Source organism: Pseudomonas sp. MPR-R2A5 (genome assembly GCF_058793055.1).
This window is the reverse complement of record NZ_JBXAFK010000005.1, coordinates 1-24,906: the sequence shown is the minus strand read 5'-3', so window position 1 is coordinate 24,906 and position 24,906 is coordinate 1. Positions and strand designations below refer to the sequence as shown.

Here is a 24,906-nt window from a genome sequence, read left to right as displayed (position 1 = left end):
CGATACGTCCCATGAGATCTATCCGTTTGTCGCCGAACACCACGGCCACCATGCTGAATCCTCCCGACCCAAGAGGATTCAACATGAGCACTTCCATCCGCCAATGTGTGCACGCCCTTGGCTTGACGCTGCCTTCCCCCAGCCAACCGGCGGCCAACTACATCAATCATGTCATCAGCCACAACCAGCTGTTCATCTCCGGACAGATTCCTCTGGTGGAGGGCAAACCTGCCTATGTGGGCCGGCTGGGCGAATCCCTCAGCGATGAGGAAGGCGCCCAGGCGGCAGAACTGGCGGCGCTGGGCCTGCTGGGGCAATTGAGCGCGGCGCTGGAAGACGACCTGTCGCGCCTGGTGCGCACAGTTCGCCTGGGTGTGTTTATCGCCAGCAGCGCAGACTTCAAGCAGCAGAGTGGCGTCGCCAACGGCGCATCCAACCTGCTGGTCAATGCCCTTGGCGAAAAAGGCCGGCATGTACGCACCGCCGTCGGCGTTTCCAGCCTGCCCGCCGGCGTGGCGGTGGAAGTGGACGCCATTTTCGAGTTGCAACCGTGAGCCCGCTTGAAGTCCAGCAACTGCGGGACAACACCCCTGGCTGCCTATCCGGCATCGTGCATTTCAATCACGCCGGCGCGTCCTTACCCAGCCAGGCAACCCTCGATGCCATCATCGAACAATTACAGCGTGAAGCTCGCGACGGCCCCATGGAAGCCGGCGAACACGGTGCGGCCCTGATAGAGCAAGCCCGCCGCGCCGCCGGGCAATTGCTCAATGCGCCCGCCTCGTCGATTGCCTTTGCCAGCAGCGGCTCGACGGCCTGGAGCATGGCGTTCCAGGCACTCGGCCCTTGGCAGCCGGGCGAGCGCATTTTGGTGGGCCGCCACGAATGGGGCGGTAACCTGGCGAGCATGGAACTGGCGGTGCATGCCGGCGCACGGGTCGAGGTCATCCCCTGCGATGAAACCGGCGCGGTCTGCCCGGTGGCCCTGGAAGCGATGATCGATACAAACGTGAAGCTGATCGACCTGACCTGGCTCCCGGCCAATGGCGGCCTGATCAATCCCGCCCAAGCCATCGGCGCCGTCGCCAGGCGCCATGGCATTCCCTACTTTGTCGACGCGGGTCAAGCTGTCGGCCAGGTACCGGTAGATGTGCAGGCGCTGCACTGCGATGTGCTCAAATCGGCCGGCCGCAAGCACCTGCGCGGGCCGCGCGGCACGGCGCTGCTGTATGTGCGGCCGGCGTTTCTCCAGCACCTGAACCCCGCCCAGCGCGATGTGTTCTCGGCCCCCTGGAACGCCAACGGCTACGACTTGCGTAACGACGCCCGGCGCTTTGAAACCAGCGAAGTGTCCGCCGCCTTGTTGGCGGGGCTGGGTAACGCACTGCAGGAGATCAATCGACTGGGGATCGAGCGGGCCTGGGAACGCGTCAGGCAGACCAGCGCGCGGATCCGTGAAGCACTGCGCCAGATACCGGGCATTTCCTTGCATGACTTGGGCGCTACGCACTCAGGCTTGATCGCCTTCAACCTCGCCGGCTGGGACGCCTTCGAACTCAAGCGGCGGCTGGGATTGAAGCGAATCAACATCGGCGCCAACGGTGTGGCCTACACCCCGCTGGATATGCAGGCCCGCGGCCTGAGCAGCATCGCGCGTATCTCCGTCAGCCCCTTCAACAACGACCACGATATCGAGGTGCTGCTGACAGCCTTGCGCGAGTTGCGCGATTAAACCTCGACGTCCACCCACAGCCCCTGGCGCGGCGCGTCTTCAATCAGCGGCACCACCGGTACGGTGTTGTCGGCGTTGAGCACATCACCAGGAATGGCCAGGTGCTGCTCCGCGTCCGCGTCGGCTTCACGCCGGCGCTTTTGCTGCTCTTGCTGGCGGCGCTGTTCTTCGCGCAGCAAAAAGGTCGACTGCTCGGCATCGCCCTTTTTCAGGTCGATGGTGCTTTCGTTCGAGCCCGCCTGCACGGGCACCACGGGCGGGATGTCCGGCTTCTGGCGCACCGGGTCGAGTTGTGACGTGACCGGCACAACACTGACGGGCAGCATGGGTGGCAGCATAGTGATTATTCTCCTGATCAACAGGCTGTCGGCGGGTTGCAGGGCGACTTGAGCTCAAGCACGCCAACCTGTGACCCAGTCGACACTCGCAAGTGCCCGCCACCCGTCGATTCAGCAGCGGACCACCGTGCAAACGCAGTAGTTTTTGTCAGAGTCCTTTGGATGAGGGCCTTGTTCCGTTAAGATAGTCGGCTTTTTCACGGCGGGAGTCAGGCAGCATGGCGCAGCAGTATCAACCGGGGCAACGCTGGATTAGTGACAGCGAAGCAGAGCTGGGGTTAGGCACCGTTCTGGCACAGGACGGCCGCTTGTTGACCGTGCTCTATCCGGCCACTGGCGATACGCGCCAGTATGCGCTACGGAATGCGCCCCTCACCCGCGTGAGGTTCTCGCCGGGCGACAGCATCACCCATTTCGAAGGCTGGAAAATGACCGTGCAAGAAGTCGACGACGTCGACGGCCTGCTGGTCTACCACGGCCTCAATGGGCAGAACGAACAGGTCACCCTGCCGGAGACCCAGCTGTCGAACTTCATCCAGTTCCGTCTGGCCAGCGATCGCCTGTTCGCCGGGCAGATCGACCCACTGGCCTGGTTCTCGCTGCGCTACCACACCCTGGAACACACCAGCCGCCAGCTGCAATCCTCCCTGTGGGGCTTGGGTGGCGTACGTGCACAGCCGATTGCCCACCAATTGCACATCGCCCGCGAAGTCGCCGACCGTATCGCGCCGCGGGTACTGCTGGCCGACGAAGTGGGCCTGGGCAAGACCATCGAAGCCGGCCTGGTGATCCATCGCCAACTGCTGTCCGGCCGCGCCAACCGTGTGCTGATCCTGGTCCCGGAAAACCTGCAGCACCAGTGGCTGGTGGAAATGCGCCGCCGCTTCAACCTGCAGGTTGCGCTGTTCGACGAAGAACGCTTTATCGAAAGCGATGCCGCCAACCCGTTCGAAGACACCCAACTGGCCCTGGTCGCCCTTGAGTGGCTGGTGGACGACGAGAAAGCCCAGGACGCGCTGTTCGCCGCCGGCTGGGACCTGCTGGTAGTCGACGAAGCCCACCACCTGGTGTGGCATGAAGACAAGGCCAGCCCGGAATACAGCCTGGTCGAGCAACTGGCCGAAGTGATTCCCGGTGTGCTGCTGCTCACCGCCACCCCGGAACAACTGGGCCAGGACAGCCACTTCGCGCGCCTGCGCCTGCTCGACCCGAACCGTTTCCACGACCTGCAGGCCTTCCGCGCCGAGAGCGAGAACTATCGCCCGGTGGCCGAAGCCGTGCAGGAGCTGCTCGACAAGGGCCGCCTCTCCCCGGCCGCGCACACGACTATCCAGGGTTTCCTCGGCAATGAAGGCGAAGCGCTGCTGACCGCCGTCAACGATGGCGACACCGAAGCCAGCGCGCGCCTGGTGCGCGAGTTGCTCGACCGCCACGGCACCGGTCGCGTGTTGTTCCGCAACACCCGTGCCGCCGTACAAGGTTTCCCGGAGCGCAAGCTGCACGCCTACCCGCTGCCGAACCCGGACGAATACCTCAAATTGCCACTGGGCGAACACGCCGAGCTGTACCCGGAAGTCAGCTTCCAGTCGCAGCCGGACGTCGAGGAAGAAAACCGCTGGTGGCGTTTCGACCCACGGGTCGAGTGGCTGATCGACCAACTGAAAATGCTCAAGCGCACCAAGGTCCTGGTGATCTGCGCCCACGCCGAAACCGCCATGGACCTGGAAGACGCCCTGCGTGTGCGCTCCGGCATCCCGGCCACGGTGTTCCACGAGGGCATGAACATCCTCGAGCGTGACCGCGCCGCCGCCTACTTCGCCGATGAAGAGTTTGGCGCCCAGGTGCTGATCTGCTCGGAGATCGGCAGTGAAGGCCGCAACTTCCAGTTCTCCCACCACCTGGTGCTGTTCGACCTGCCGTCCCACCCCGACCTGCTCGAACAGCGCATCGGCCGCCTGGACCGGATCGGCCAGAAGCATGTGATCGAGTTGCACGTGCCCTACCTGGAAACCAGCCCGCAAGAGCGCCTGTTCCAGTGGTACCACGAAGCACTGAACGCCTTCCTCAACACCTGCCCGACCGGCAACGCCTTGCAGCATCAGTTCGGCCCGCGCCTGCTGCCGCTGCTGGAAAACGCCGACGATGGCGAATGGCAATCCCTGGTCGACGAGGCCCGTGCCGAACGCGAGCGCCTGGAGCAGGAACTGCATACCGGCCGCGACCGCTTGCTGGAGCTCAACTCCGGCGGTGCGGGTGAAGGCGATGCGTTGGTGGAGGCCATTCTTGAGCAAGACGACCAGTTCGCCCTGCCGATCTACATGGAAACCCTGTTCGACGCGTTCGGCATCGACAGCGAAGACCATTCGGAAAACGCGCTGATCCTCAAGCCCAGCGAAAAAATGCTCGACGCCAGCTTCCCCCTGGGCGACGACGAAGGCGTGACCATCACCTACGATCGCAACCAGGCGCTGTCACGCGAAGACATGCAATTCATCACCTGGGAACATCCGATGGTGCAGGGCGGCATGGACCTGGTGCTGTCCGGCTCCATGGGCAACACCGCCGTGGCGCTGATCAAGAACAAGGCGCTCAAGCCGGGCACCGTACTGCTGGAGCTGCTCTACGTCAGCGAAGTGGTTGCCCCGCGCTCGCTGCAACTGGGCCGCTACCTGCCACCGGCCGCGCTGCGCTGCCTGCTGGACGCCAACGGCAATGACCTGTCCGGTCGCGTCTCGTTCGAAACCCTGAACGACCAGCTCGAAAGCGTGCCACGAGCCAGCGCCAACAAGTTCGTCCAGGCCCAGCGCGACCAACTCACACCACGCATCAATGCCGGTGAAGAGAAAATCACCCCGCGCCACGCCGAGCGTGTGGCCGAGGCCAAGCGCCGCCTGGCAGCGGACACCGACGAAGAACTGGCGCGCCTGACCGCGTTGCAAGCGGTCAACCCGACCGTGCGTGACAGCGAACTGGTTGCCCTGCGCCAGCAACGCGAACAAGGCCTGGCCATGCTCGACAAGGCGGCGCTGCGACTGGAAGCGATTCGGGTGTTGGTGGCAGGTTGATTGCTGCCCTGCCCTGCTAAATAGAAGGCCCGCGCAATGCGGGCCTTTTTTATTCACTTGAGAACAGCTTTGGCTTTGCGGGCCTCATCGGGGGCAAGCCCCCTCCCACATTGATCAGCCAACTCGGTCAACTGTGGGAGGGGGCTTGCCCCCGATAGAGTCACCACGGTTTCACGCCGTCGCAGCAGCAGCCGGCACCTCCACCGCCGCCAACCCCTCCTTCATCCGCTTGGCATCGCGCACAAAACTGCGCGAGGCCTGGAACAGAAACAGCATGGTCAGGAACAGCGCCACCGGGATCAGATACATGGCGTCATGCAACCCCACCGCTTTGTAAGCCTCAGTCATCTGCTCGGCCCCCGCCGCATACATCGCCGAATGCGCAAAGTGATCGGACAAGCCCCCCACCACAATCGGCCCCATGCCGCCGCCCAGCAGGTACAACCCAGCGAAAAACAGCGCCATCGCCGTGGCCCGCAGGCGCGGTTCGACCACGTCCTGGATCGCCGTGTACACGCAGGTATAGAAGTTGTAGGCAAACAGCCAGCCCACGCTGAACAGTGCGACGAACACACCGATTTCAATACGCCCGGCATGCAAGGCCCAGGCGGTGGTGACGGTGGAGATGATCAAACTGAACGCGGCAAACAGCAGGCGACCATTGGCAATGCGCTGATGGATCTTGTCGGCAATCCAGCCGCCCAAGGTCAGGCCCACCAAGCCGGTGACGCCGACAATCACCCCTGTGGCAACGGCCGCTTCCTGCAATGGCATGAGGAAATAGCGCTGCAGCATCGGCACCAGGAATGAGTTACAGGCATAGGTGGCGAAGTTGAAGCACAGCCCGGCCAGCACCAGCCAGAGGAAGGTCGGCACCGCCAACACGCGGCGGATCGGGCGGTCGACGCGTTCCTGGGAGACCTGCACGGTTTCTGCCGCGCCGCGCTTGGGCTCCTTGATATAGAACATGAACACCGCCAGGATCAGCCCCGGCACCGCCGCGATAAAGAACGGCGCACGCCAACTGTCGAACGCCTTGACCATCGCGCCAATGGTAAAGAACGCCAGCAGCAGGCCCAAGGGCAGGCCCAGCATGAAGATCCCCATGGCCCGTGCGCGGCGGTGGGCCGGGAACAGGTCACCAATCAGCGAGTTGGCCGCCGGCGCATAACTGGCTTCGCCGATACCGATGCCCATGCGCACCAGCAGGAAGGTCCAAAAACTGCCGACCATGCCATTGATCGCCGTCAGCCCGCTCCAGGCGAACAGGCCCCAGCCCATGAGTTTGCTGCGTGAACCGGTGTCGGCCAGGCGCCCGAGCGGCAGGCCGGCAATGGCGTAGACGATGGTGAAGGCGGTGCCGATGATGCCGAGCTGAAAGTCGCTCAGGTGCCATTCCATGCGGATCGGCTCGATGATGATCGCAGGAATGGTGCGGTCGAAGAAATTGAACAGGTTGGCGAGGAACAGCAGGAACAGAATGCGCCAGGCATTCTCCGCTTGGGTCGAGTTCTGCATGGGTCCGTCTCTTTTATTGTTATGAGAGCTGCGATGCCCGATGCATCCTGCTCAGGTCCCTGCAACATAGTCAGACACGTCGCGGTTGTCTGTAATGATTCGTAAAGCTGATAGGGCATGATTTCACCCGGAACTACGGGACTTTCCCTACGGAAAATATAAGCGCGCTCCCCTCTTCCCAATGGCCACGGCACGATTAGAATGGCGAGCCTTCCTGTCACAACCCCACTTCCCTTTCTAATCGATGACGCCCATGTCCGAAGCCAGTCCGTGTCTGAATTGCGGTGCCTGTTGTTCACACTTTCGTGTGTCTTTCTTCTGGGGGGAGTGCGCCTCGTCAGGAGGCACCGTGCCCGATGACCTGGTGGTCCAGATCAACCCCACGCGCGTGGCGATGATCGGTACCGACCAGAAACCCGCACGCTGCTGCAGCCTTGAGGGCGAAGTGGGCCAGGCCACCCGTTGCACGATCTACGAGCAGCGCTCCAGCGTGTGCCGTGAGTTCGATTCGTCGTGGAACCAAGGCGTGCAAAACCTCGATTGCGACGCCGCCCGCGCCGCGTTTGGTCTGGTACCGCTGGAGGCACCGCCCTTCGAGCTGGAGTTGCCCATCAGCGCTTAGCATCAAACGCTATGGACGGCATGCCAAAATCATTCAAAGCAAAGTGCCATTATTGATGGCAAATTCCGCGAGGCTTCTATACTCGACCTCATAGGTCATCGCCGTAGGCAGTGACGAGACGCTATGACAGGACACGCTATGGAATGGCTGGGTCTGCACTTTTTTATCGATCTTCCAGGGAACGGGCACCTACTACTCAATTGCAGCCATAACCCCTTTCTGGTGCTGTTGGCCTACCTGGTCGCCTGTGCGGCCGGTTTCGGCACCTTGGACATGGCAGAACGTGTCAGCCATGTCGAAGACCCCACCGCCCGCCGCCACTGGCGCTGGCTGGGCGCGGGTTGCCTGGCGGGCGGTATCTGGTCTACCCATTACATCAGCATGCTGGCGTTCCAGGCGCCCATTGCCATTCATTACGAACTGATCATGACGTTCGCCTCGTTGGTGATCGCCCTGATCGCCTCGCTGTTCGCCATGCAAACCCTCAGTCACGCGCAACTGCGCCTTCACCAGTACCTGCTGGCATCGGTCTGGATGGGCCTGGGCATCGCGCTGATGCACTACGTGGGCATGTCGGCCATGGATTCCGAGGCCAAGTTGTACTTCAAACCGGGACTGTTCATGGCTTCGGTAGGGATCGCCATTGCCGCGAGCCTCGCGGCGTTGCTGCTGTCGATCTGCCTGCGCAATGGCATGGGCACCTTCCATCAACTGCTCAAATACGCCGCCAGCCTGATGCTGGGCACCGGCATCCTGAGCATGCATTTCACCGGCATGGCGGCCATGCAAATGCTGGTACCCGCCGGGGCCGACCTTTCGTTGCCGCTGGACAATAACCCCATCCAATTGGGCCTGTCAGTGGCGGTGATCACGCTGCTGGTGATTGGTAGCAGCATCAGCGCGGCCCTGGCGGACAAGAAGTTGCAACACAAGGAACGTGACCTGCGCCGGGTCAACGCCCTGCTCGACGAACTGGACCAGGCCCGCGCCTCGCTGCAACAGGTGGCCCATTACGATGCGCTGACCAGCCTGCTCAATCGCCGCGGCTTCAATCAGATTTTCGCGGAGAAACTCGCGGAAAAAACCGCTCACGACGGCATGTTGGCGGTAATTTTCCTCGATATCGACCATTTCAAGCGCATCAATGACAGCCTCGGGCATGACGCGGGCGACCAGTTGCTCAGCGTACTGGCCGGGCATATCAAGAGCTCGGTGCGCAGCCACGCCGATGTGGTCGCGCGGTTTGGCGGCGATGAGTTCTGCATCCTCATCAACATCCACCACCGCGACGAAGCGCAGCATTTGGCCCAGCGCATCATGCAAAAAATGAAAGAGCCCGTCGAACTCGCCGGCAGGCGCATGGTGATGACCACCAGCATCGGTATCAGCCTGTTTCCCGACGACGGACTGACCTGCGAAGAACTGCTGAAAACCGCCGACCTGGCGCTGTACCAATCCAAGGATTCAGGCCGTAACAGCCTGAACTTCTTCAGCTCCAACCTGAAGACCCGCGCCTTCCTCGAACTGCAACTGGAAGAACAGTTGCGCGCTGCCCTGCGTGCCCGCAACGAACTGGTGCTGTTCTACCAACCGATTTTCGACATGAAACGGGGCAAGGTCACCCGCCTGGAAGCCTTGGTACGCTGGCAGCACCCACAACACGGTTTGCTGACACCCGAGCGCTTTATCGGCATTGCCGAAAGCAACGGGCTGATTGCCGAACTGGACCACTGGGTACTGCGCCAGGCCTGCCACGACTTGAGCCTGTTGTCGGACAAGGGTTACGCCGAGCTGACCATGGCCGTGAACTGCTCAGCCTTGAACCTGACACGTGATGAGCTGGCCGATGAAATCGAAGATGCCCTGCGGTTCAGCGGGATCGCCGCCAACCGCCTGGAACTGGAAGTCACCGAAAATGCATTGATGGGCAATATCAGCAGCACCCTGGCACTGTTGCGACAGATCCGCGCCCTGGGTGTGTCCCTGGCCATCGATGACTTCGGCACCGGCTATTCTTCCCTCGCCTATCTCAAGCGCCTGCCGCTCAACACCTTGAAGATTGACCGCTCGTTCATCCAGGACATCCCCAAGTCCAACGCCGATATCGAAATCGTCCAGGCCATTATCGGCATGGCCCACACCCTGCACCTGCAGGTCGTGACCGAAGGGGTGGAAACCCAGGCGCAATTCGAACTGCTGCTCAAGCATGGCTGTGACTTCATCCAAGGCTACCTGCTGAGTCCGGCGGTGCCTGCCCGCGATATCATCGGGGTCATCCAAGGTATCCACAGGCGCACTCCGCTCTCCCCCTTCAGTGTTGCCGGCGCCAAGGACACGCCATCGCCGAAGGATCCCGCCACCGCTCGTACCGGCTCCACCTCGGTCATCAGGCCAATCCGATGACGCCGATTCTTTGGCATTTCGCCATCACTTACCTAAAGAACGCCGACAAACGGCCGATTAATCAGAGTCCGGCCAGGATTTCCCTTAAAAAACTAGGGTTAAACCCGACTACACCGGATAAGGACGCACTGCAAAGTCGCGAACTCTCATTCATTGATGGCTATTTGATATTTTTCAGCCGTCCGTCCAGGTACATGGCGCCCAATGACTTCTAAAAATAACCCTGCCACCGTGGTCTCCGACGTGTTGCCGACAGCCCCTGCGGAAAAAAACCCAGGCTCAAAGTCATTGAGCAGCGCCCGCCCGCTGGCCGCCCAGCAATACTTGTACTTCACCGAAACCAATACCGACCGCATCCTCGATAACCTCGATGGCCTGCGCGACATGGTGTTCCCGCGGCCACCCCACCTGGAAGGCGACGGCGAGCCACACAGCGAGCAGGAATTCCCGTCGGTGTGCCTGATCGGCCTGGGCCGCTGCGGTTCGAACATCGCATTGGACGTGGCGGAACTGGTGTACAACGCGCGCAAGTTCTACCTGAACGAATTCAGTACCGAAGATAAAACCCTCGACAAGGGCTACAGCCCGGCCCAATGGATCCGCAACAACCTGCGCCTGGGCGGCGGCAAGGCCAGCAAACCCGTGTTCCTGGTGGAGCCGCTGGTGATGCTGGGTGACTTGGACAAGGACATCGCCGGGCGCATCCGTTTCTCACGCAAGGGCGAGAAAAGCGGCTTTCTGCGCGACTACAGCAAGATGAAAATCATGGACCTCTCGGAAGTCCATGCCGGTGGCGCCGGTAACGCGCCGATCCTTGGCCAATACCTGGCCAAGATCATCCTTAATAAAGACACCCAGCGCTTTTCCAGCCCCGATTGGAAGATGATCCACTCGTACCTCATCGACTCCTGTGGCATCAAGGCCAACCAATCGCGCCTGTACTTCTCGATCTTCAGCGCTGGCGGTGGTACCGGCTCGGGCATGGCGTCCGAATTCGGCCTGGCCCAGCAACACTCGTACATGAACAAGACGTTCGACACCAAGCCTGCCGACGAACACGACAGCAAGAGCGGCCACGCCTTTGTCTTCGAGCCGATCTTCACCAGCGGCATCTGTGTGCTGCCGAATATTTCCGACCACCGCAGCGAAATGTCCGAGGCGCTGCATATCAACGCTGGGCGACTGCTGTGCAAGTACCTGTCGGAAGAATGGGACTTCTCATACAACTTCGACAATGAAGACAGCAGCGAAGCCAGTGTGAAGGGGCGTATTCGCCCTTGGAACGCGATGATGCTGATCTCCAACGACATCATGCGTTACGCCGAAGAGAGCGACGACGGCAATATCCAGAACATTGACGTCAATGCCATGGAAAAACACGCCAACCAGTACATCTCCCAGCAGATCTTCAACATCCTGACCGCCCAGGCGGTGACCACCGACTACGACCAGAACTACTTCCGTCGTGCCGGCATCGACATTGGCGAGACTATCCGCCTCGACGCCAACGACCTGTTCATGAGCCTGGCCGGGCCGGTGGCGATTGCCTACGCCGAATCGGTGGTCCCGGAAACGCCGGCGCCGTCGAATGACAAGTTCAAGGTCTTCGAAAAAGAGCCGCAGCGCCTGAACATCGACGACCTGTTCTTCCGCTCGATCGACCTGCCGCACTTCAACAAGGTCACCCAGGCCATCGAAGGCATCAGCCTGCTGCCGATCGAGTCCAAGCGCTACAAGGCCTCCTTGGAGCAGTACAAGAACTCCGGCTACGACGCGGCGGCGCTGCATGACCTGCACTTCTTCAAGAACTGCTCGTCGGTGGTGTCCATCGTCTCGCTGCCCAAGGACTACAAGCTGTCCTACATGGACCTGAACCGGCTCAAGACCCACCTCAACAGCCTGTTCCCCAACACCACCCTGAAACGCTACGCACTGGTAATCGGCGCCTCGGCGAACCTGTCGCTGACCACCCTGATCGCCAAGAGCCCGTGCCTGTCGGATGACTTCCTGACGCTGATCGTGGCGTTTATCAAACGCTGCTTTGCGCGTAACCCGTACCGTTTCGATGACACGCTGGACAACTCGATCCTGGACTTCATCATCCACGAGGATTTCGACGAAGACCGGATCGATCAACTGCTCAACGAGTTTGAAAACCCGGCGAAGATCCTCGATACCAACTGGTACGCGATCAAGCCGATGTACGAGAAGAAGTACCGGGAGCTGATCAATGACAAAGACAAGTTTGTCTCGATCAATGACATTCGCCTGTCACGGGATTGCGTGAAGAAGGCGATCAAGTATTTGCGTGAGATCTACCGTCACCGGATCGGCAAGACCAAGGTGATCTCGCTGAATAACCATACCGGCAAGACTGGCTAGGCTGGTGTGGCGAGGGAGCCTGCTCCCTCGCCACCCTGATCGACTCACACCCGGAAACAATTCCTACGGCGTTTCAGCCCCCGCAAAACTGTTCCCATGACGCGCACGTCACCCTCACCTGTGACCTTTCTCTACGGCAAGATGCCATCACCGGCCCGGCGGTTACTCCGCTACACACTTAGGCGGGCACAAAAGACGCACCTTTTCGGTGCAACCTTTTCTTACGCTGCCCTTTCCTGGATCAGAATCCACGGCGATACCACCACGGCCCACAGGCTCGGATCACGCTCCACCAGGTCCAGTGCCCGCGTCGCAGACACCTCGCCCAGGCTCCCCGAGGCCAGCCAGGCAGCGACTTTGTCACGATTATCCTCGGCCATGCCTTCGGCCGCCTCGATCAAATCCACGCTGGCGTCGACCCACAATAGGGCACCCTTGGCAAAGAACGGTTCAAGCTCCTTCCAGGAAATTTCGGCGGTTTCACCGAGCAGCTTGGCATAGAGGGTGCTAGGTTCTTGCGTCATGGGAGTTCACCTGAGTAAAAATCGGCGCAATCATAACGTCGCGGCTCTTGTAGAAAAACCCAGTTGCAAATGAGTCAACGATTGAAACTGTCAGGAAAGCCAAGGATTGCCCGAGACTCTGGCATCACCCCGCCGCAATTCTGTCTTTTTCTTTCATTTAAGCGACACGTCCGGGTTTTGCCCCCAGCAGCCAGCTTTTCAAGCGATCAACCGGCGCTCTACACTGTACCGGTACAGTTGCCAGGGCACTGCCGGGGGGATATCCGAGATATCTGATCCGGTTCAGCAGCTCACAAGGCCGCTAGAACTATAAAAAATACAACAGTAAGAGTGGAGCACTATGAATAAGGCTACTAAGCAGATTTCCAAACTGTTTGCCGCTATGGTCCTGGCTGGGGTTGCCGGCCATTCGTTCGCAGCTGACACCATCAAGATCGGTATTGCCGGCCCTAAAACCGGCCCTGTGACCCAGTACGGCGACATGCAGTTCATGGGCGCCAAACAAGCCATCGAAGACATCAACGCCAAAGGCGGTGTAGACGGCAAATTGCTGGAAGCCAAGGAATACGACGACGCCTGCGACCCTAAACAAGCCGTTGCCGTAGCCAACAAAGTGGTCAACGACGGCGTCAAGTTCGTGGTCGGCCACCTTTGCTCCAGCTCCACTCAACCAGCGTCCGACATCTATGAAGATGAAGGCGTGATCATGATTACCCCGGCTGCCACCAGCCCGGAAATCACCGCCCGTGGCTACAAGCTGATCTTCCGCACCATCGGCCTGGACAGCGCCCAAGGCCCAGCGGCTGGCAACTACATCGCCGACCACGTGAAGCCGAAAATCGTTGCCGTGCTGCACGACAAGCAGCAATACGGTGAAGGCATCGCCACCGCCGTCAAACAGACCCTCGAGAAGAAAGGCGTAAAAGTTGCCGTCTTCGAAGGCCTGAACGCCGGCGACAAAGACTTCTCCTCGATCATCCAGAAGCTCAAGCAAGCCAACGTCGACTTCGTCTACTACGGCGGCTACCACCCAGAGCTGGGCCTGATCCTGCGCCAGTCCAAGGAAAAAGGCCTGAACGCCAAGTTCATGGGCCCAGAAGGCGTCGGCAACGACTCCATCTCGCAAATCGCCCAAGGCGCCTCCGAAGGCCTGCTGGTCACCCTGCCGAAATCCTTCGACGCCGACCCGGCCAACAAAGCCATCGTCGAGAAGTTCACCGAGAAGAAGCAGGACCCGAGTGGCCCATTCGTGTTCCCGGCCTACTCCGCTGTTGAAGTCATCGCTGGCGGTATCGCTGCCGCGAAGAGCGAAGACACCGCCAAAGTGGCAGCCGCCATCCACGCGGGCACCTTCAAGACCCCTACCGGCGACCTGAGCTTCGACGCCAAGGGCGACCTGAAGGACTTCAAGTTCGTGGTCTACGAATGGCACTTCGGTAAACCAAAAACCGAAGTTTCCCCTCAGTAAGCCAGGCGTTACTGGTCAACAAGCCCACTGTGAGAGCAGTGGGCTTTGTTTTACGAGGTTTATGGGCCTGTCACCCGCGATCCGGGCGCTGGCTCACCTGAAAATCTTAAAACCGTCACCAGCGGTTCGCTGGCAAACGCTTTGTGCAAATGTGCTCACAGAACACAGCACAGGGCCGGAACATGACTCCACCAGTGAAATGCGTATCGGGTTTTTAGGAGCGTTGTAATGCCTGAGATCTATCATTTTTTCCAACAGCTGGTTAATGGCCTGACCATTGGCAGCACCTATGCCTTGATAGCCATTGGCTACACAATGGTTTACGGCATCATTGGAATGATCAACTTCGCCCATGGCGAGGTATACATGATTGGCTCCTACGTGGCCTTCATCGCCCTTGCCGGGCTGGCCATGATGGGTATCCACTCACTGCCGCTGTTGATGACCGCTGCATTCCTTGCGTCGATCGTCGTAACCAGTGCCTATGGCTACAGTATCGAGCGGGTCGCCTACCGTCCCTTGCGGGGCAGCAACCGTTTGATCCCGTTGATTTCCGCCATCGGCATGTCGATTTTCCTGCAAAACACCGTATTGCTGTCCCAGGACTCCAAGGATAAATCCATCCCCAACCTGATCCCGGGGAGCTTCTCCTTCGGCCCGGGTGGCGCGGAAGAAGTCCTGATTTCCTACATGCAGATCCTGGTCTTCGTGGTCACTCTGGTGGCCATGCTGGGCCTGACCCTGTTCATCTCTCGCTCCCGTCTGGGGCGCGCCTGCCGGGCCTGTGCCGAAGACATCAAGATGGCCAACCTGCTGGGCATCAACACCAACAACATCATTGCCCTGACCTTCGTGATCGGTGCCGCGCTGGCAGCTGTCGCGGCCGTGTTGCTGAGCATGCAGTACGGCGTGATCAACCCCAACGCCGGTTTCCTGGTGGGCCTCAAGGCCTTCACCGCGGCGGTCCTGGGCGGCATCGGCAGTATCCCGGGCGCGATGCTCGGTGGCCTGGTGCTGGGTGTGGCCGAAGCGTTTGGCGCCGATATCTTCGGCGACCAGTACAAGGACGTCGTGGCGTTCGGCCTGTTGGTTCTGGTGCTGTTGTTCCGTCCGACCGGCATCCTGGGCCGTCCGGAGGTTGAGAAAGTATGAGCAGATATCTTAAATCGGCGTTTTTCAGCGCCTTGTTGGTATGGGCGGTTGCCTTTCCGGTACTCGGCCTCAAGCTGAGCATTGTCGGCATCAACCTGGAAGTGCATGGCACTGGCCCCGTGACCCTGACCATCATCGCCCTGTGCTCGGTGCTGATGTTCCTGCGCGTGCTGTTTACCCAGCAAGTCGGCGCCCTGTTCAAAGGCAACCGTGGCCCGTTGGTTTCACCCAAGGTCAGCCAGTTCCTCACCCTGCCGCGCACCCAGCGCTACATCATCATCGGCCTGATCGTGGCCGCGTTGATCTGGCCGTTCTTCGGTTCACGCGGTGCGGTCGACATCGCCACGCTGATCCTGATCTACGTGTTGCTGGGCCTGGGCCTGAATATCGTGGTGGGCCTCGCCGGCCTGCTCGACCTGGGTTATGTGGGCTTCTATGCCGTGGGTGCCTATACCTACGCGCTGCTGTCGCACTACCTGGGCTGGAGCTTCTGGATCTGCCTGCCCCTGGCCGGCATGGCGGCCGCGACGTTCGGCTTCCTGCTGGGTTTCCCGGTGTTGCGCCTGCGCGGTGACTACCTGGCGATCGTGACCCTGGGCTTCGGGGAAATCATCCGTCTGTTCCTGCGTAACCTCACCGACATCACCGGTGGCCCCAACGGTATCAGCAGCATCCCCAAGCCAACGTTCTTCGGGTTGTCGTTCGACCGTACCGCCGCCGAAGGCATGCAGACCTTCCATGAGTACTTCGGGATCGACTACAACCCGGTGAGCAAGGTGGTATTCCTGTACCTGGTTGCCCTGTTGCTGGCCCTGGCTGCGCTGTTCGTGATCAACCGCCTGCTGCGCATGCCGATCGGCCGCGCCTGGGAAGCCCTGCGCGAAGATGAAATCGCCTGTCGTGCCCTGGGCCTGAACCCAACCATCATCAAGCTCTCCGCGTTCACCCTGGGCGCTGCATTCGCCGGTTTCGCCGGCAGTTTCTTCGCCGCTCGCCAAGGCCTGGTGACCCCGGAGTCATTCACCTTTATCGAGTCGGCGATCATCCTCGCCATCGTGGTATTGGGTGGCATGGGCTCGCAGTTGGGCGTGATCCTGGCCGCGATCGTGATGATCCTGCTGCCGGAAATGATGCGTGAGTTCAGCGAATACCGCATGTTGATGTTCGGCGCCTTGATGGTGCTGATGATGATCTGGCGCCCTCAGGGTCTGCTGCCCATGCAACGTCCACACATGGAGCTGCGCAAATGAGCCGCGAGATCCTGAAAGTCGAAAACTTGAGCATGCGCTTCGGCGGCTTGCTGGCGGTCAATGGCGTCGCCTTGACCGTGAAAGAGAAACAGGTCGTGGCGTTGATCGGCCCCAACGGTGCCGGCAAGACCACGGTGTTCAACTGCCTCACCGGCTTCTACAAGCCCAGTGGTGGCAGCATCCTGCTGGACGGCCAGCCGATCCAGGGCCTGGCCGGTCACGAAATTGCCCGCAAGGGTGTGGTGCGCACGTTCCAGAACGTGCGGTTGTTCAAGGACATGACGGCGGTCGAGAACCTGTTGATCGCCCAGCACCGTCACCTGAACACCAACTTCTTCGCAGGCCTGTTCAAGACCCCGGCGTTCCGCAAGAGCGAGCGCGAGGCCATGGAGTACGCCGAGTACTGGCTGGACAAGGTCAACCTCACCGAGTTCGCCAACCGGCCTGCCGGCACCCTGGCCTATGGTCAGCAACGTCGCCTGGAAATCGCCCGCTGCATGATGACCCGCCCGCGGATCCTCATGCTCGACGAACCGGCCGCCGGCCTGAACCCCAAGGAAACCGAAGACCTCAAGGCGCTGATCAGCGTGTTGCGTGAGGAAAACAACGCCACGGTGCTGTTGATCGAACACGACATGAAACTGGTCATGAGCATTTCCGACCATATCGTGGTGATCAACCAGGGCACGCCCCTGGCCGACGGGACGCCGGAGCAGATCCGCGACAATCCTGAAGTGATCAAAGCCTATCTGGGGGAAGCGTAAAATGCTGCAATTCGAAAACGTTTCCACTTTCTACGGCAAGATCCAGGCCCTGCACAGCGTCAACGTGGAAGTGCGACAGGGTGAGATCGTGACGCTGATCGGCGCCAACGGTGCTGGCAAGTCGACCTTGCTGATGACCCTGTGCGGTTCGCCCCAGGCCCATAGCGGCAGCATCCGCTACATGGGTGAGGAACTGGTGGGCCAGCAGTCGTCACACATCATGCGCAAGAGCATTGCCGTGGTGCCGGAAGGCCGACGGGTGTTTTCGCGCCTGACCGTGGAGGAAAACCTGGCCATGGGCGGGTTCTTTACCGACAAGGGCGACTACCAGGAGCAGATGGACAAGGTGCTGCACCTGTTCCCCCGGCTCAAGGAGCGTTTCAGCCAGCGTGGCGGCACCATGTCCGGCGGCGAGCAGCAAATGCTTGCCATCGGCCGGGCGCTGATGAGCAAACCCAAGCTGTTGCTGCTTGACGAGCCCTCCCTCGGCCTGGCCCCGATCATCATCCAGCAGATCTTCGACATCATCGAACAGCTGCGCAAGGACGGAGTGACGGTGTTCCTGGTAGAACAGAACGCCAACCAGGCGCTGAAAATCGCTGACCGCGCCTATGTGCTGGAAAACGGTCGGGTGGTGATGCAAGGCACGGGTGAACAGTTGCTGACCGATCCAAAGGTTCGCGAGGCGTACCTGGGCGGTTAACACCCGGTTGCAATGTGGGAGGGGCTTGCTCCCGATAGCAGTGTGTCAGGCACAGAGAATGTGACTGATGTGCCGCCATCGGGAGCAAGTCGAATCGTCGCACCGCCCCTCCCACATTTTTTTGCAGTGTTTGAAATTATTTCCTCTGGCCTTGTAACGAACATCGTCCTCCCGCCTCTAGTGGTGCAAGCAGGCATTCAAGCCCGCTCCTCAACCTACTGCTGGAGATCCACCATGACGACCAAACTGTCCGCCGCTACCCTCGTCCTCGCCCTGGGCTCGGCCTTGAGCCTGTCTGCCCTGACCACCACCGCCCACGCTGCCGACGACATGCAGAAATGCTTCGGCGTCGCCGAAGCCGGCAAGAACGATTGCGCCGCCGGCGCCGGTACTTCCTGCGCCGGCACTTCAAAAACCAAGGACCAGGCCAACGCCTGGAGACTGGTCCCCGCCGGTACCTGCACCCAAACCCACAGCTCCACCTCGCCGACCGGTTTCGGCCAGGAAGCCGCCTTCACCGCCAAGTCCTGATCCCCGCCCAGCCTGAGTACTGATGATGACGCTTTCATCCTTGCAAACGGTCTCACTGGCTCAGGTGCCCGGCCTTCCGCCGCGGGTCGGGCTGGGGCTGAAAAACGAGCATTTCATCGAAGTGCTCGAGACCTCTCCCGATATCGGTTTCTTTGAAGTACACGCCGAAAACTACATGGTGGCCGGCGGTCCTTTTCATCACTACCTGGGCCTGATCCGCGAGCGGTACCCGTTGTCGCTGCATGGCGTGGGTCTGTCCATTGGCGGCGAAAGCCCACTCAACCGTGAACACCTGGCGCGGTTGGCCAAACTGATCGAACGCTATCAACCCCACTCGTTCTCCGAACACCTGGCCTGGTCGAGCCACGGCCCGGTGTTTCTCAATGACCTGCTGCCCCTGGCCTACGACGTCGCGACCTTGAACAGGGTGTGCGAACACGTGGACCACGTGCAAAGTGCGCTCAAGCGCCCGATGTTGCTGGAGAATCCGTCGACCTACCTGCAGTTCCAGCGCTCAACCCTGGACGAGACGGACTTCATCAGCGAAATCATCCGCCGCACCGGTTGCGGCCTGCTGCTCGACGTCAACAACGCCTACGTGTCGTGCATCAACCATCAACGTGACCCGCAAGCCTATATCGACGCCCTGCCCTTGCAGGCGGTTGGCGAGATTCACCTGGCCGGTTTTGCCGAAGACACCGACAGCCTGGGTGACCGACTGCTGATCGATGATCACGGCGCTCCCATCGATAACGCCGTTTGGCAGTTGTACGAACAGGTACTGGCACGCACCGGCCCGGTCGCCACGTTGATCGAGCGGGACCACCAGGTACCGGCCTTCAACAGGCTGATGGCTGAAGCGCAACAGGCCCAATGGCATCTGTCGCAGGTGACCCCATGAGCCTCCACGATGCATTCACCACCGCCCTGCTGGCACCTGAGCCTGCCTGCCCTGACGGCCTGTTCAGCAGCAACGGCGCCGACCCGGGCAGCCGTTTTGCGGTGTATCGCAACAACGTCCACAGCTCATTGATCCAGGCATTGGCCACCGCGTATCCGGTGACGGCGCAACTGGTGGGCGATGCTTTTTTCCGTGCCATGGCTGGCCTCTACGTCCAGGCATGCCCTCCCGACAGTCCGCTGATCAGCGAATATGGCGGCACACTGGCCGGTTTTATCGAGGGTTTCGAACCTGCGGCGAGCGTGCCTTACCTGGCGGATATCGCGCGACTGGAACGCCTGCGGGTTCGCGCTTATCACGTGGCAGACACCGAACCGTTGGACTCACAGGCAGTTATCGGGCAACTGCAGGGACGAACAGACCTGGGGCAGTTACGCCTGCAACTGCACCCGTCCGTCTCCACGTTGACCTCCCCCTACGCCGTCGTGGCGGTATGGGCGGCGCACCAGGCCGAGGGCGCCATCGCCTCCTTGAACCCCTGGCATGCCCAAAGCGCCCTGGTCCTGCGCCAAGGGCTGGAGGTCAAGGTCTTCGCCATCGACAGCGGCTCGGTGGCATTTATCAACAGCCTGCAGCACGGCACAGGGCTGCAAAGGGCCGTGGCAGAGGCCCTCGATGCCTCGGCCGAATTCGACCTGCACCAATGCCTGTCGCTGCTGATCAGCCACCAGGCCATCACTCACCTGCACATAGAACACAAGGTATCGCCATGAACACCAGCGCTGCGCGCCTGATCAAACAGGCCGTCCATCTGTTCGAACAAATCCCCTACAGCCTGATCGCCTTTATCGCGCGTTTCTCCATAGCAGCGGTGTTCTGGAAGTCGGGGCAAACCAAGGTCGAAGGCTTTGCCATTGACCTGGTCAGCGGCACTTTTCAATTCGGTGCACCGAAACTGGCAGCCTCGACATTGCCGCTGTTTCGCACTGAATACGCACTGCCCCTGTTGTCGCCGGAAGTGGCGGCGCATCTGGCGGCATTTGCCGAGCACTTCTTCCCGGTGCTGATCCTGGTCGGGTTCGCCACACGCTTCTCGGCCCTGGCCCTGATCGGCATGACCCTGACCATCCAACTGTTCGTCTACCCCGACGCCTACCCCACCCACGGCACCTGGCTCGCGCTGCTGCTACTGTTGGTCGCCAAAGGGCCAGGCAGACTGTCCATCGATCACCTGGTCGCCCGTCGCTATCGCTAGAGGCGATCCAGGGCCTCGCCACTGCGCTTGAACCAGTCCACAAGGTAGTCGGCCAAGACCTGGGTTCGGCGTGGCAGGCCACCTTGGTAGGGGTGGACCAGGTACATCGGCAGGCTGCGTGTCTGATAATCGCGCAGGAGCCAGCGTAATCGACCGTCAGCCAGTTCCGCGGGTAATACATAGGACGGCAGGCGGGCGATACCGGCCCCCACCAGTGCGGCCTTTTTCAACAGGTTGTAATGGTTGGAGGCGAAGGTGCCGCTCACGCGGACCCGCAGCAATTCGTGCTGCTGGTGGTACAACCACTCTTCACGGCCACTGTAGTGACTGTTGAGCAAACAGCTGTGCGCGGCCAGGTCCGCCGGGGTCAGGGGTTCGCCGTGCTGCTCCAGGTAGGCCGGGCTCGCGCAGGTCATCTCATGCCAGGCCAGCAGCGGCTTGGCCACCAGGCGCTCATGTTCGATCGCCCCCGAGCGCACGCCCAGGTCAAAACCGTCCCGCGCCAAATCCCGGTAGCTATTGTTGAGTTCCAGCTCAATCTGCACCTGTGGGTACTGCTTGGAAAACTCCAATAACAGGCCATCGAAGAACGTTTCGCCCAACGACACCGGCACCGTCATACGCACAGGCCCCGACAGATCGTCCTTGAGCCGGGCCAGCGCCTGGCGGGCGCGATCCACCTGTACCACTAATGCCTGGGCCTGGGGCAACAACGCTGCGCCGGCGGCAGTGAGGCTCAGCTTGCGCGTGGTGCGGTGCAGCAATATCACCGCAAACTGCGCTTCCAACTGGCTGATGCGCTTGGACAGTTGCCCCTTGCTGCAACCCAACTGCTCCGCCGCCACGGTGAAACTGCCGGCCTCGATCAACGCCGCAAAGGCGGCCAGGTCATCCATCTCACTCATGGATTGTTTCCATTTGAAAACCAAAGGTTGCCTATTAGCACGTTTATCCACCTCAAAAGCCAGCCTAGACTGAACCTTCACTTACCCCCTGGAGGAACCGCACGATGAAAATCCTATTGATTGGTGCCAGCGGCACGGTCGGCTCAGCAATCAAGGCAGAGCTGGCGCAGCGACACGAGGTGATCAGCATCGGTCGCAACAGCGGTGACTTCCGGGTGGACATCAGCGACAGCGCCTCGATCCGCGCGCTGTTCAAACAGACCGGCAAGTTCGACGCCCTGGTATGTGCCGCAGGCAGCGTCACCTTTGCAGCGCTGGGCGAGATGAGCGAAACCGATTTTGAACTGGGCCTGCGCGACAAGCTGATGGGGCAGGTCAACCTGCTGCTGATCGGCCGCGAGTACGCCAACGATGGCGCCTCTTTCACCTTTACCAGCGGCATTCTCAACCGCGATCCGATCCGCACGGGCGCCTCGGCGGCGCTGGTCAACGGTGCCATCGACGCCTTTGTCAAAGCGGCAGCCATCGAGTTGCCGCGTGGCCTGCGCATCAATTCCGTCAGCCCGACCGTACTGCTGGAAGCCATGGGCAGCTACGCGCCGTATTTCCGTGGCTATAAACCGGCGCCGGGCGCGGATGTGGCGTTGGCCTACGCGAAAAGCGTTGAAGGGTTACAGACCGGCCAAACCTTTATCGTGGGCTGAATCGGCACGTTGTAAGAATTGCCTGAACCTGGGCCGCGGGCTTGTGATGCATCGCCAGCCTGCGTAACGTGGCGGCACTTGTCAGGAGACCCGATAATGCGTGCCGCCCGTACCTTTGCTTTATTTGCCTTGCTCCCCCTGTTTGCCGCCTGCCAGATGTTCGAAAGCGAGCCCGCCAAGCCCTCTACCGCCGGGCTGACCCGTATGCAGGGCGAATTGACCGCCGTCGGCGGCAAACTGCTGTTCAAGCCTTGCAACGACCAACGCGATTACGTCGTCAACGACACCGGCGGCACCAGTGTCCTGCAGGAAGCCGCTTCCCTGGCCGGCCAGCAAGGCGCACTGTTTGCCGATTTGCGCGGCAAGTTCTCCGGCGTCGCCAGCGGCACCCAGGGCTCGGTGGACCTGCAACAGTTGTATCGCGTCGAGCGCTCGACATCGGCCTGCAACGACCCGGACTTCAAGCGCATGATCCTGCGGGCAAACGGCCATAAGCCGGCCTGGGCAATGAACGTCACGGCCAAGGGCATGGTGCTGGAGCGCGAAGGCCAGCCGCCTCTCGCGGTGCCTTATGTCGAAGAGCAATTGGGGGACGGCCGTTTCAACCTGATGACCGAAGCCAATAACCAACACATCGAACTGTGGGTCGCCCCGCAACGCTGTATCGACAGCGTCAGCGGCAGCCTGCAACACATGACCGCCGAATTGCGGATCAACGGTCAAGTGCAGCGCGGCTGCGCGGCTTTCGGCGGTTCGCGCGACGATTGATTGGCGCCTGCGCTGTTTTAACATGACGGGAAACCTCGGTTGGGGCTTATAATCGCCGGTTTGCAAAACCGCCGGCCCCACCAAACGCCGCACACCGGATCCTGTCATGTTACGAATCACCGAACTCAAGCTGCCCATCGACCATCCCGAAGAAGACCTGCGGCCCGCCATCGTGCAGCGCCTGGGCATCGCCAGTGATGACCTGCTCGATTTCACCCTGTTCAAGCGCAGCTACGACGCCCGCAAGAAATCGTCGGAGCTGTGCTTCATCTACACCATCGACCTGAACGTAAAGGGCGAAGCAGCCCTGCTGCTCAAGTTCGCCGATGACCGCAACGTCAACCCGGCGCCGGACGTCAGCTACAAGGTGGTGGGCCGTGCGCCGGAAGGCTTGAGCGAGCGTCCTATCGTCGTCGGCTTCGGCCCGTGCGGTATCTTCGCCGGGCTGTTGCTGGCGCAGATGGGCTTCAAGCCGATCATCCTCGAACGCGGCAAGGAAGTGCGCCAACGCACCAAGGACACCTGGGGTCTGTGGCGTAAAAGCGTGCTCAACCCTGAGTCCAACGTGCAGTTCGGCGAAGGCGGCGCCGGGACCTTTTCCGATGGCAAGCTCTACAGCCAGATCAAGGACCCGAAATTCCACGGTCGCAAGGTACTGCACGAGTTCGTCAAGGCCGGTGCCCCGGAAGAAATCCTCTATGTCAGCAAGCCGCATATCGGCACCTTCCGCCTGACCGGCGTCGTGGAAAACATGCGTGAGCAGATCATTGCCCTTGGCGGTGAGGTGGGCTTCGAACAGCGGGTCACCGACGTGCTGATCGAAGACGGCCAGCTGAACGGGGTGGTCATCGATGGCGGCGAACAGATCCTGTCCAAGCATGTGATTCTCGCCCTTGGCCACAGCGCCCGTGACACCTTCCGCATGCTGCATGACCGGGGCGTGTATATGGAGGCCAAGCCGTTCTCGGTCGGCTTCCGTATCGAACACCCGCAATCGTTGATCGACGCCGCACGCCTGGGCAAATACGCCGGGCATCCGAAACTCGGCGCCGCCGACTACAAGCTGGTGCACCACGCCAGGAACGGCCGCTCGGTCTACAGCTTCTGCATGTGCCCGGGGGGTACGGTGGTGGCCGCCACCTCCGAGCCGAATCGCGTGGTCACCAATGGCATGAGCCAGTACTCGCGTAACGAGCGCAATGCCAACTCCGGCATCGTCGTCGGTATCACGCCGGAGGTGGACTACCCCGGTGGCCCGCTGGCCGGTATCGAGTTGCAGGAGCGCCTGGAGTCCCACGCCTACATCCTGGGCGGCAGCAACTACGAGGCACCGGCACAACTGGTGGGTGATTTCATCGCTGGCAAGCCGTCCACCGCGCTTGGCAGTGTGGAACCCTCCTACAAGCCAGGCGTGCGCCTGGGCGACCTGGCCCTGGCCTTGCCGGACTTCGCCATCGAAGCGATCCGCGAAGCGTTGCCAGCCTTTGAAAAGCAGATCAAGGGCTATTCGCTGCACGATGCAGTCCTGACCGGCATCGAGACCCGCACCTCATCGCCGCTGCGGATTACCCGTAACGAATCGATGCAGAGCTTGAACGTCAAAGGCCTGTTCCCGGCCGGTGAAGGCGCTGGCTATGCGGGCGGGATTCTGTCGGCAGGGGTTGATGGGATTCGGATTGCCGAGGCGTTGGCGCGGGATATGCTCGGCATCGAAGCCTGAGAACACCGCACCCACGACCTCTAGCAAACTGGCCCCCTGTGGCAAGGGGGCTTGTTGTGGCGGGCTGGCTTGTTGTGGCGAGCGGGCTTGCCCCGCGTTGGGGCGCGAAGCGGCCCCGAAACCAGGCGATTTAATATGCCTGGATAAACGCGGCGGCCTTATTGGGGCCGCTTCGCAGCCCAACGCGGGGCAAGCCCGCTC

General features: G+C 61.0%; 22 protein-coding genes. 18 read left to right on the top strand and 4 right to left on the bottom strand.

The annotated features are described in order from the left end of the window. The first annotated feature begins 83 nt into the window (after positions 1-83). Together AC1Q6I_RS05330 and AC1Q6I_RS05325 are read left to right on the top strand one after the other, a co-directional pair. Entirely contained in the window at positions 84-554 is a 471-nt protein-coding gene (locus AC1Q6I_RS05330) for a RidA family protein (RefSeq protein ID WP_102624936.1), read from the top strand. Then, a complete protein-coding gene (locus tag AC1Q6I_RS05325) occupies positions 551-1,732 on the top strand; it encodes an aminotransferase class V-fold PLP-dependent enzyme (protein WP_024073897.1) in 1,182 nt (393 codons plus the stop codon). Before AC1Q6I_RS05330 ends, AC1Q6I_RS05325 begins: the two co-directional genes overlap by 4 nt. Here AC1Q6I_RS05325 and AC1Q6I_RS05320 read toward each other — a convergent pair. Further along, a complete protein-coding gene (locus AC1Q6I_RS05320) occupies positions 1,729-2,070 on the bottom strand; it encodes a hypothetical protein (protein WP_024073896.1) in 342 nt (113 codons plus the stop codon). The two genes, AC1Q6I_RS05325 and AC1Q6I_RS05320, sit on opposite strands and share 4 nt — an antisense overlap. A 218-nt stretch (positions 2,071-2,288) precedes the next feature. On the opposite strand from AC1Q6I_RS05320, the gene rapA reads away from it, so the two are divergent. Continuing rightward, positions 2,289-5,135: an RNA polymerase-associated protein RapA gene (rapA, locus tag AC1Q6I_RS05315; protein ID WP_102624937.1), complete on the top strand. Its 2,847-nt coding sequence runs from the start codon at positions 2,289-2,291 to the stop codon at positions 5,133-5,135. A gap of 171 nt (positions 5,136-5,306) precedes the next feature. Here rapA and AC1Q6I_RS05310 read toward each other — a convergent pair whose 3' ends face one another. Continuing rightward, positions 5,307-6,653, bottom strand: a complete 1,347-nt coding sequence (locus AC1Q6I_RS05310) for a spinster family MFS transporter (RefSeq protein ID WP_069075410.1) — start codon at positions 6,651-6,653, stop codon at positions 5,307-5,309. A gap of 253 nt (positions 6,654-6,906) precedes the next feature. On the opposite strand from AC1Q6I_RS05310, the gene AC1Q6I_RS05305 reads away from it, so the two are divergent. From AC1Q6I_RS05305 to AC1Q6I_RS05295, 3 genes are all read left to right on the top strand, one after another. Beyond that, positions 6,907-7,275, top strand: coding sequence for a YkgJ family cysteine cluster protein (locus AC1Q6I_RS05305; RefSeq protein WP_102624938.1), 369 nt, complete (start codon positions 6,907-6,909; stop codon positions 7,273-7,275). A gap of 138 nt (positions 7,276-7,413) precedes the next feature. Continuing rightward, entirely contained in the window at positions 7,414-9,678 is a 2,265-nt protein-coding gene (locus AC1Q6I_RS05300; RefSeq protein WP_024073892.1) for a putative bifunctional diguanylate cyclase/phosphodiesterase, read from the top strand. Positions 9,679-9,882: 204 nt separating this feature from the next. Next, entirely contained in the window at positions 9,883-12,060 is a 2,178-nt protein-coding gene (locus tag AC1Q6I_RS05295; protein ID WP_069075407.1) for a hypothetical protein, read from the top strand. 221 nt (positions 12,061-12,281) lie between these two features. Here the strand turns inward: AC1Q6I_RS05295 and AC1Q6I_RS05290 are convergent, their stop codons facing one another. Next, positions 12,282-12,584 (bottom strand): DUF2288 domain-containing protein, encoded by a 303-nt coding sequence (locus AC1Q6I_RS05290; protein ID WP_024073889.1) that lies wholly within the window; start codon positions 12,582-12,584, stop codon positions 12,282-12,284. Between the two features lie 340 nt (positions 12,585-12,924). On the opposite strand from AC1Q6I_RS05290, the gene AC1Q6I_RS05285 reads away from it, so the two are divergent. The 9 genes from AC1Q6I_RS05285 (at position 12,925) to AC1Q6I_RS05245 (ending at position 20,608) form a co-directional block, all read left to right on the top strand. After that, the gene (locus tag AC1Q6I_RS05285; protein WP_024073888.1) at positions 12,925-14,052 is read left to right on the top strand and encodes a branched-chain amino acid ABC transporter substrate-binding protein; all 1,128 of its coding nucleotides are present in this window, start codon (positions 12,925-12,927) and stop codon (positions 14,050-14,052) included. Positions 14,053-14,280: 228 nt separating this feature from the next. After that, on the top strand, positions 14,281-15,204 hold the full coding sequence (gene livH / locus AC1Q6I_RS05280) for a high-affinity branched-chain amino acid ABC transporter permease LivH (RefSeq protein WP_003172375.1): 924 nt from the start codon (positions 14,281-14,283) through the stop codon (positions 15,202-15,204). Continuing rightward, positions 15,201-16,454, top strand: coding sequence for a high-affinity branched-chain amino acid ABC transporter permease LivM (locus tag AC1Q6I_RS05275; RefSeq protein WP_024073887.1), 1,254 nt, complete (start codon positions 15,201-15,203; stop codon positions 16,452-16,454). The genes livH and AC1Q6I_RS05275 overlap by 4 nt, the downstream gene beginning before the upstream one ends. Next, positions 16,451-17,218, top strand: coding sequence for a high-affinity branched-chain amino acid ABC transporter ATP-binding protein LivG (gene livG / locus AC1Q6I_RS05270; RefSeq protein ID WP_016975067.1), 768 nt, complete (start codon positions 16,451-16,453; stop codon positions 17,216-17,218). The genes AC1Q6I_RS05275 and livG overlap by 4 nt, the downstream gene beginning before the upstream one ends. 1 nt (position 17,219) lies before the next feature. Then, positions 17,220-17,921, top strand: coding sequence for an ABC transporter ATP-binding protein (locus tag AC1Q6I_RS05265; protein WP_017844798.1), 702 nt, complete (start codon positions 17,220-17,222; stop codon positions 17,919-17,921). Positions 17,922-18,155: 234 nt separating this feature from the next. Next, on the top strand, positions 18,156-18,452 hold the full coding sequence (locus AC1Q6I_RS05260; RefSeq protein ID WP_102624939.1) for a BufA1 family periplasmic bufferin-type metallophore: 297 nt from the start codon (positions 18,156-18,158) through the stop codon (positions 18,450-18,452). Positions 18,453-18,474: 22 nt separating this feature from the next. Next, complete coding sequence (gene bufB, locus AC1Q6I_RS05255; RefSeq protein WP_024073885.1) at positions 18,475-19,353, top strand: MNIO family bufferin maturase; 879 nt, start codon at positions 18,475-18,477, stop codon at positions 19,351-19,353. Beyond that, complete coding sequence (locus AC1Q6I_RS05250; RefSeq protein WP_102624940.1) at positions 19,350-20,126, top strand: HvfC/BufC N-terminal domain-containing protein; 777 nt, start codon at positions 19,350-19,352, stop codon at positions 20,124-20,126. Before bufB ends, AC1Q6I_RS05250 begins: the two co-directional genes overlap by 4 nt. Next, the gene (locus AC1Q6I_RS05245) at positions 20,123-20,608 is read left to right on the top strand and encodes a DoxX family protein (RefSeq protein ID WP_069075405.1); all 486 of its coding nucleotides are present in this window, start codon (positions 20,123-20,125) and stop codon (positions 20,606-20,608) included. Before AC1Q6I_RS05250 ends, AC1Q6I_RS05245 begins: the two co-directional genes overlap by 4 nt. Here the strand turns inward: AC1Q6I_RS05245 and AC1Q6I_RS05240 are convergent. After that, positions 20,605-21,513 carry a LysR family transcriptional regulator gene (locus AC1Q6I_RS05240; protein WP_069075404.1) on the bottom strand — a complete coding sequence of 303 codons (909 nt, stop codon included), beginning with the start codon at positions 21,511-21,513 and terminating at the stop codon, positions 20,605-20,607. The genes AC1Q6I_RS05245 and AC1Q6I_RS05240 overlap by 4 nt on opposite strands. Before the next feature lie 104 nt (positions 21,514-21,617). On the opposite strand from AC1Q6I_RS05240, the gene AC1Q6I_RS05235 reads away from it, so the two are divergent. The 3 genes from AC1Q6I_RS05235 (at position 21,618) to AC1Q6I_RS05225 (ending at position 24,705) form a co-directional block, all read left to right on the top strand. Next, positions 21,618-22,217 (top strand): short chain dehydrogenase, encoded by a 600-nt coding sequence (locus tag AC1Q6I_RS05235; RefSeq protein WP_069075403.1) that lies wholly within the window; start codon positions 21,618-21,620, stop codon positions 22,215-22,217. A 96-nt stretch (positions 22,218-22,313) separates the two neighbouring features. After that, entirely contained in the window at positions 22,314-22,985 is a 672-nt protein-coding gene (locus tag AC1Q6I_RS05230; RefSeq protein ID WP_024073880.1) for a COG3650 family protein, read from the top strand. Positions 22,986-23,091: 106 nt separating this feature from the next. Beyond that, positions 23,092-24,705 carry an NAD(P)/FAD-dependent oxidoreductase gene (locus AC1Q6I_RS05225; RefSeq protein ID WP_102624941.1) on the top strand — a complete coding sequence of 538 codons (1,614 nt, stop codon included), beginning with the start codon at positions 23,092-23,094 and terminating at the stop codon, positions 24,703-24,705. Positions 24,706-24,906 lie beyond the last annotated feature (201 nt).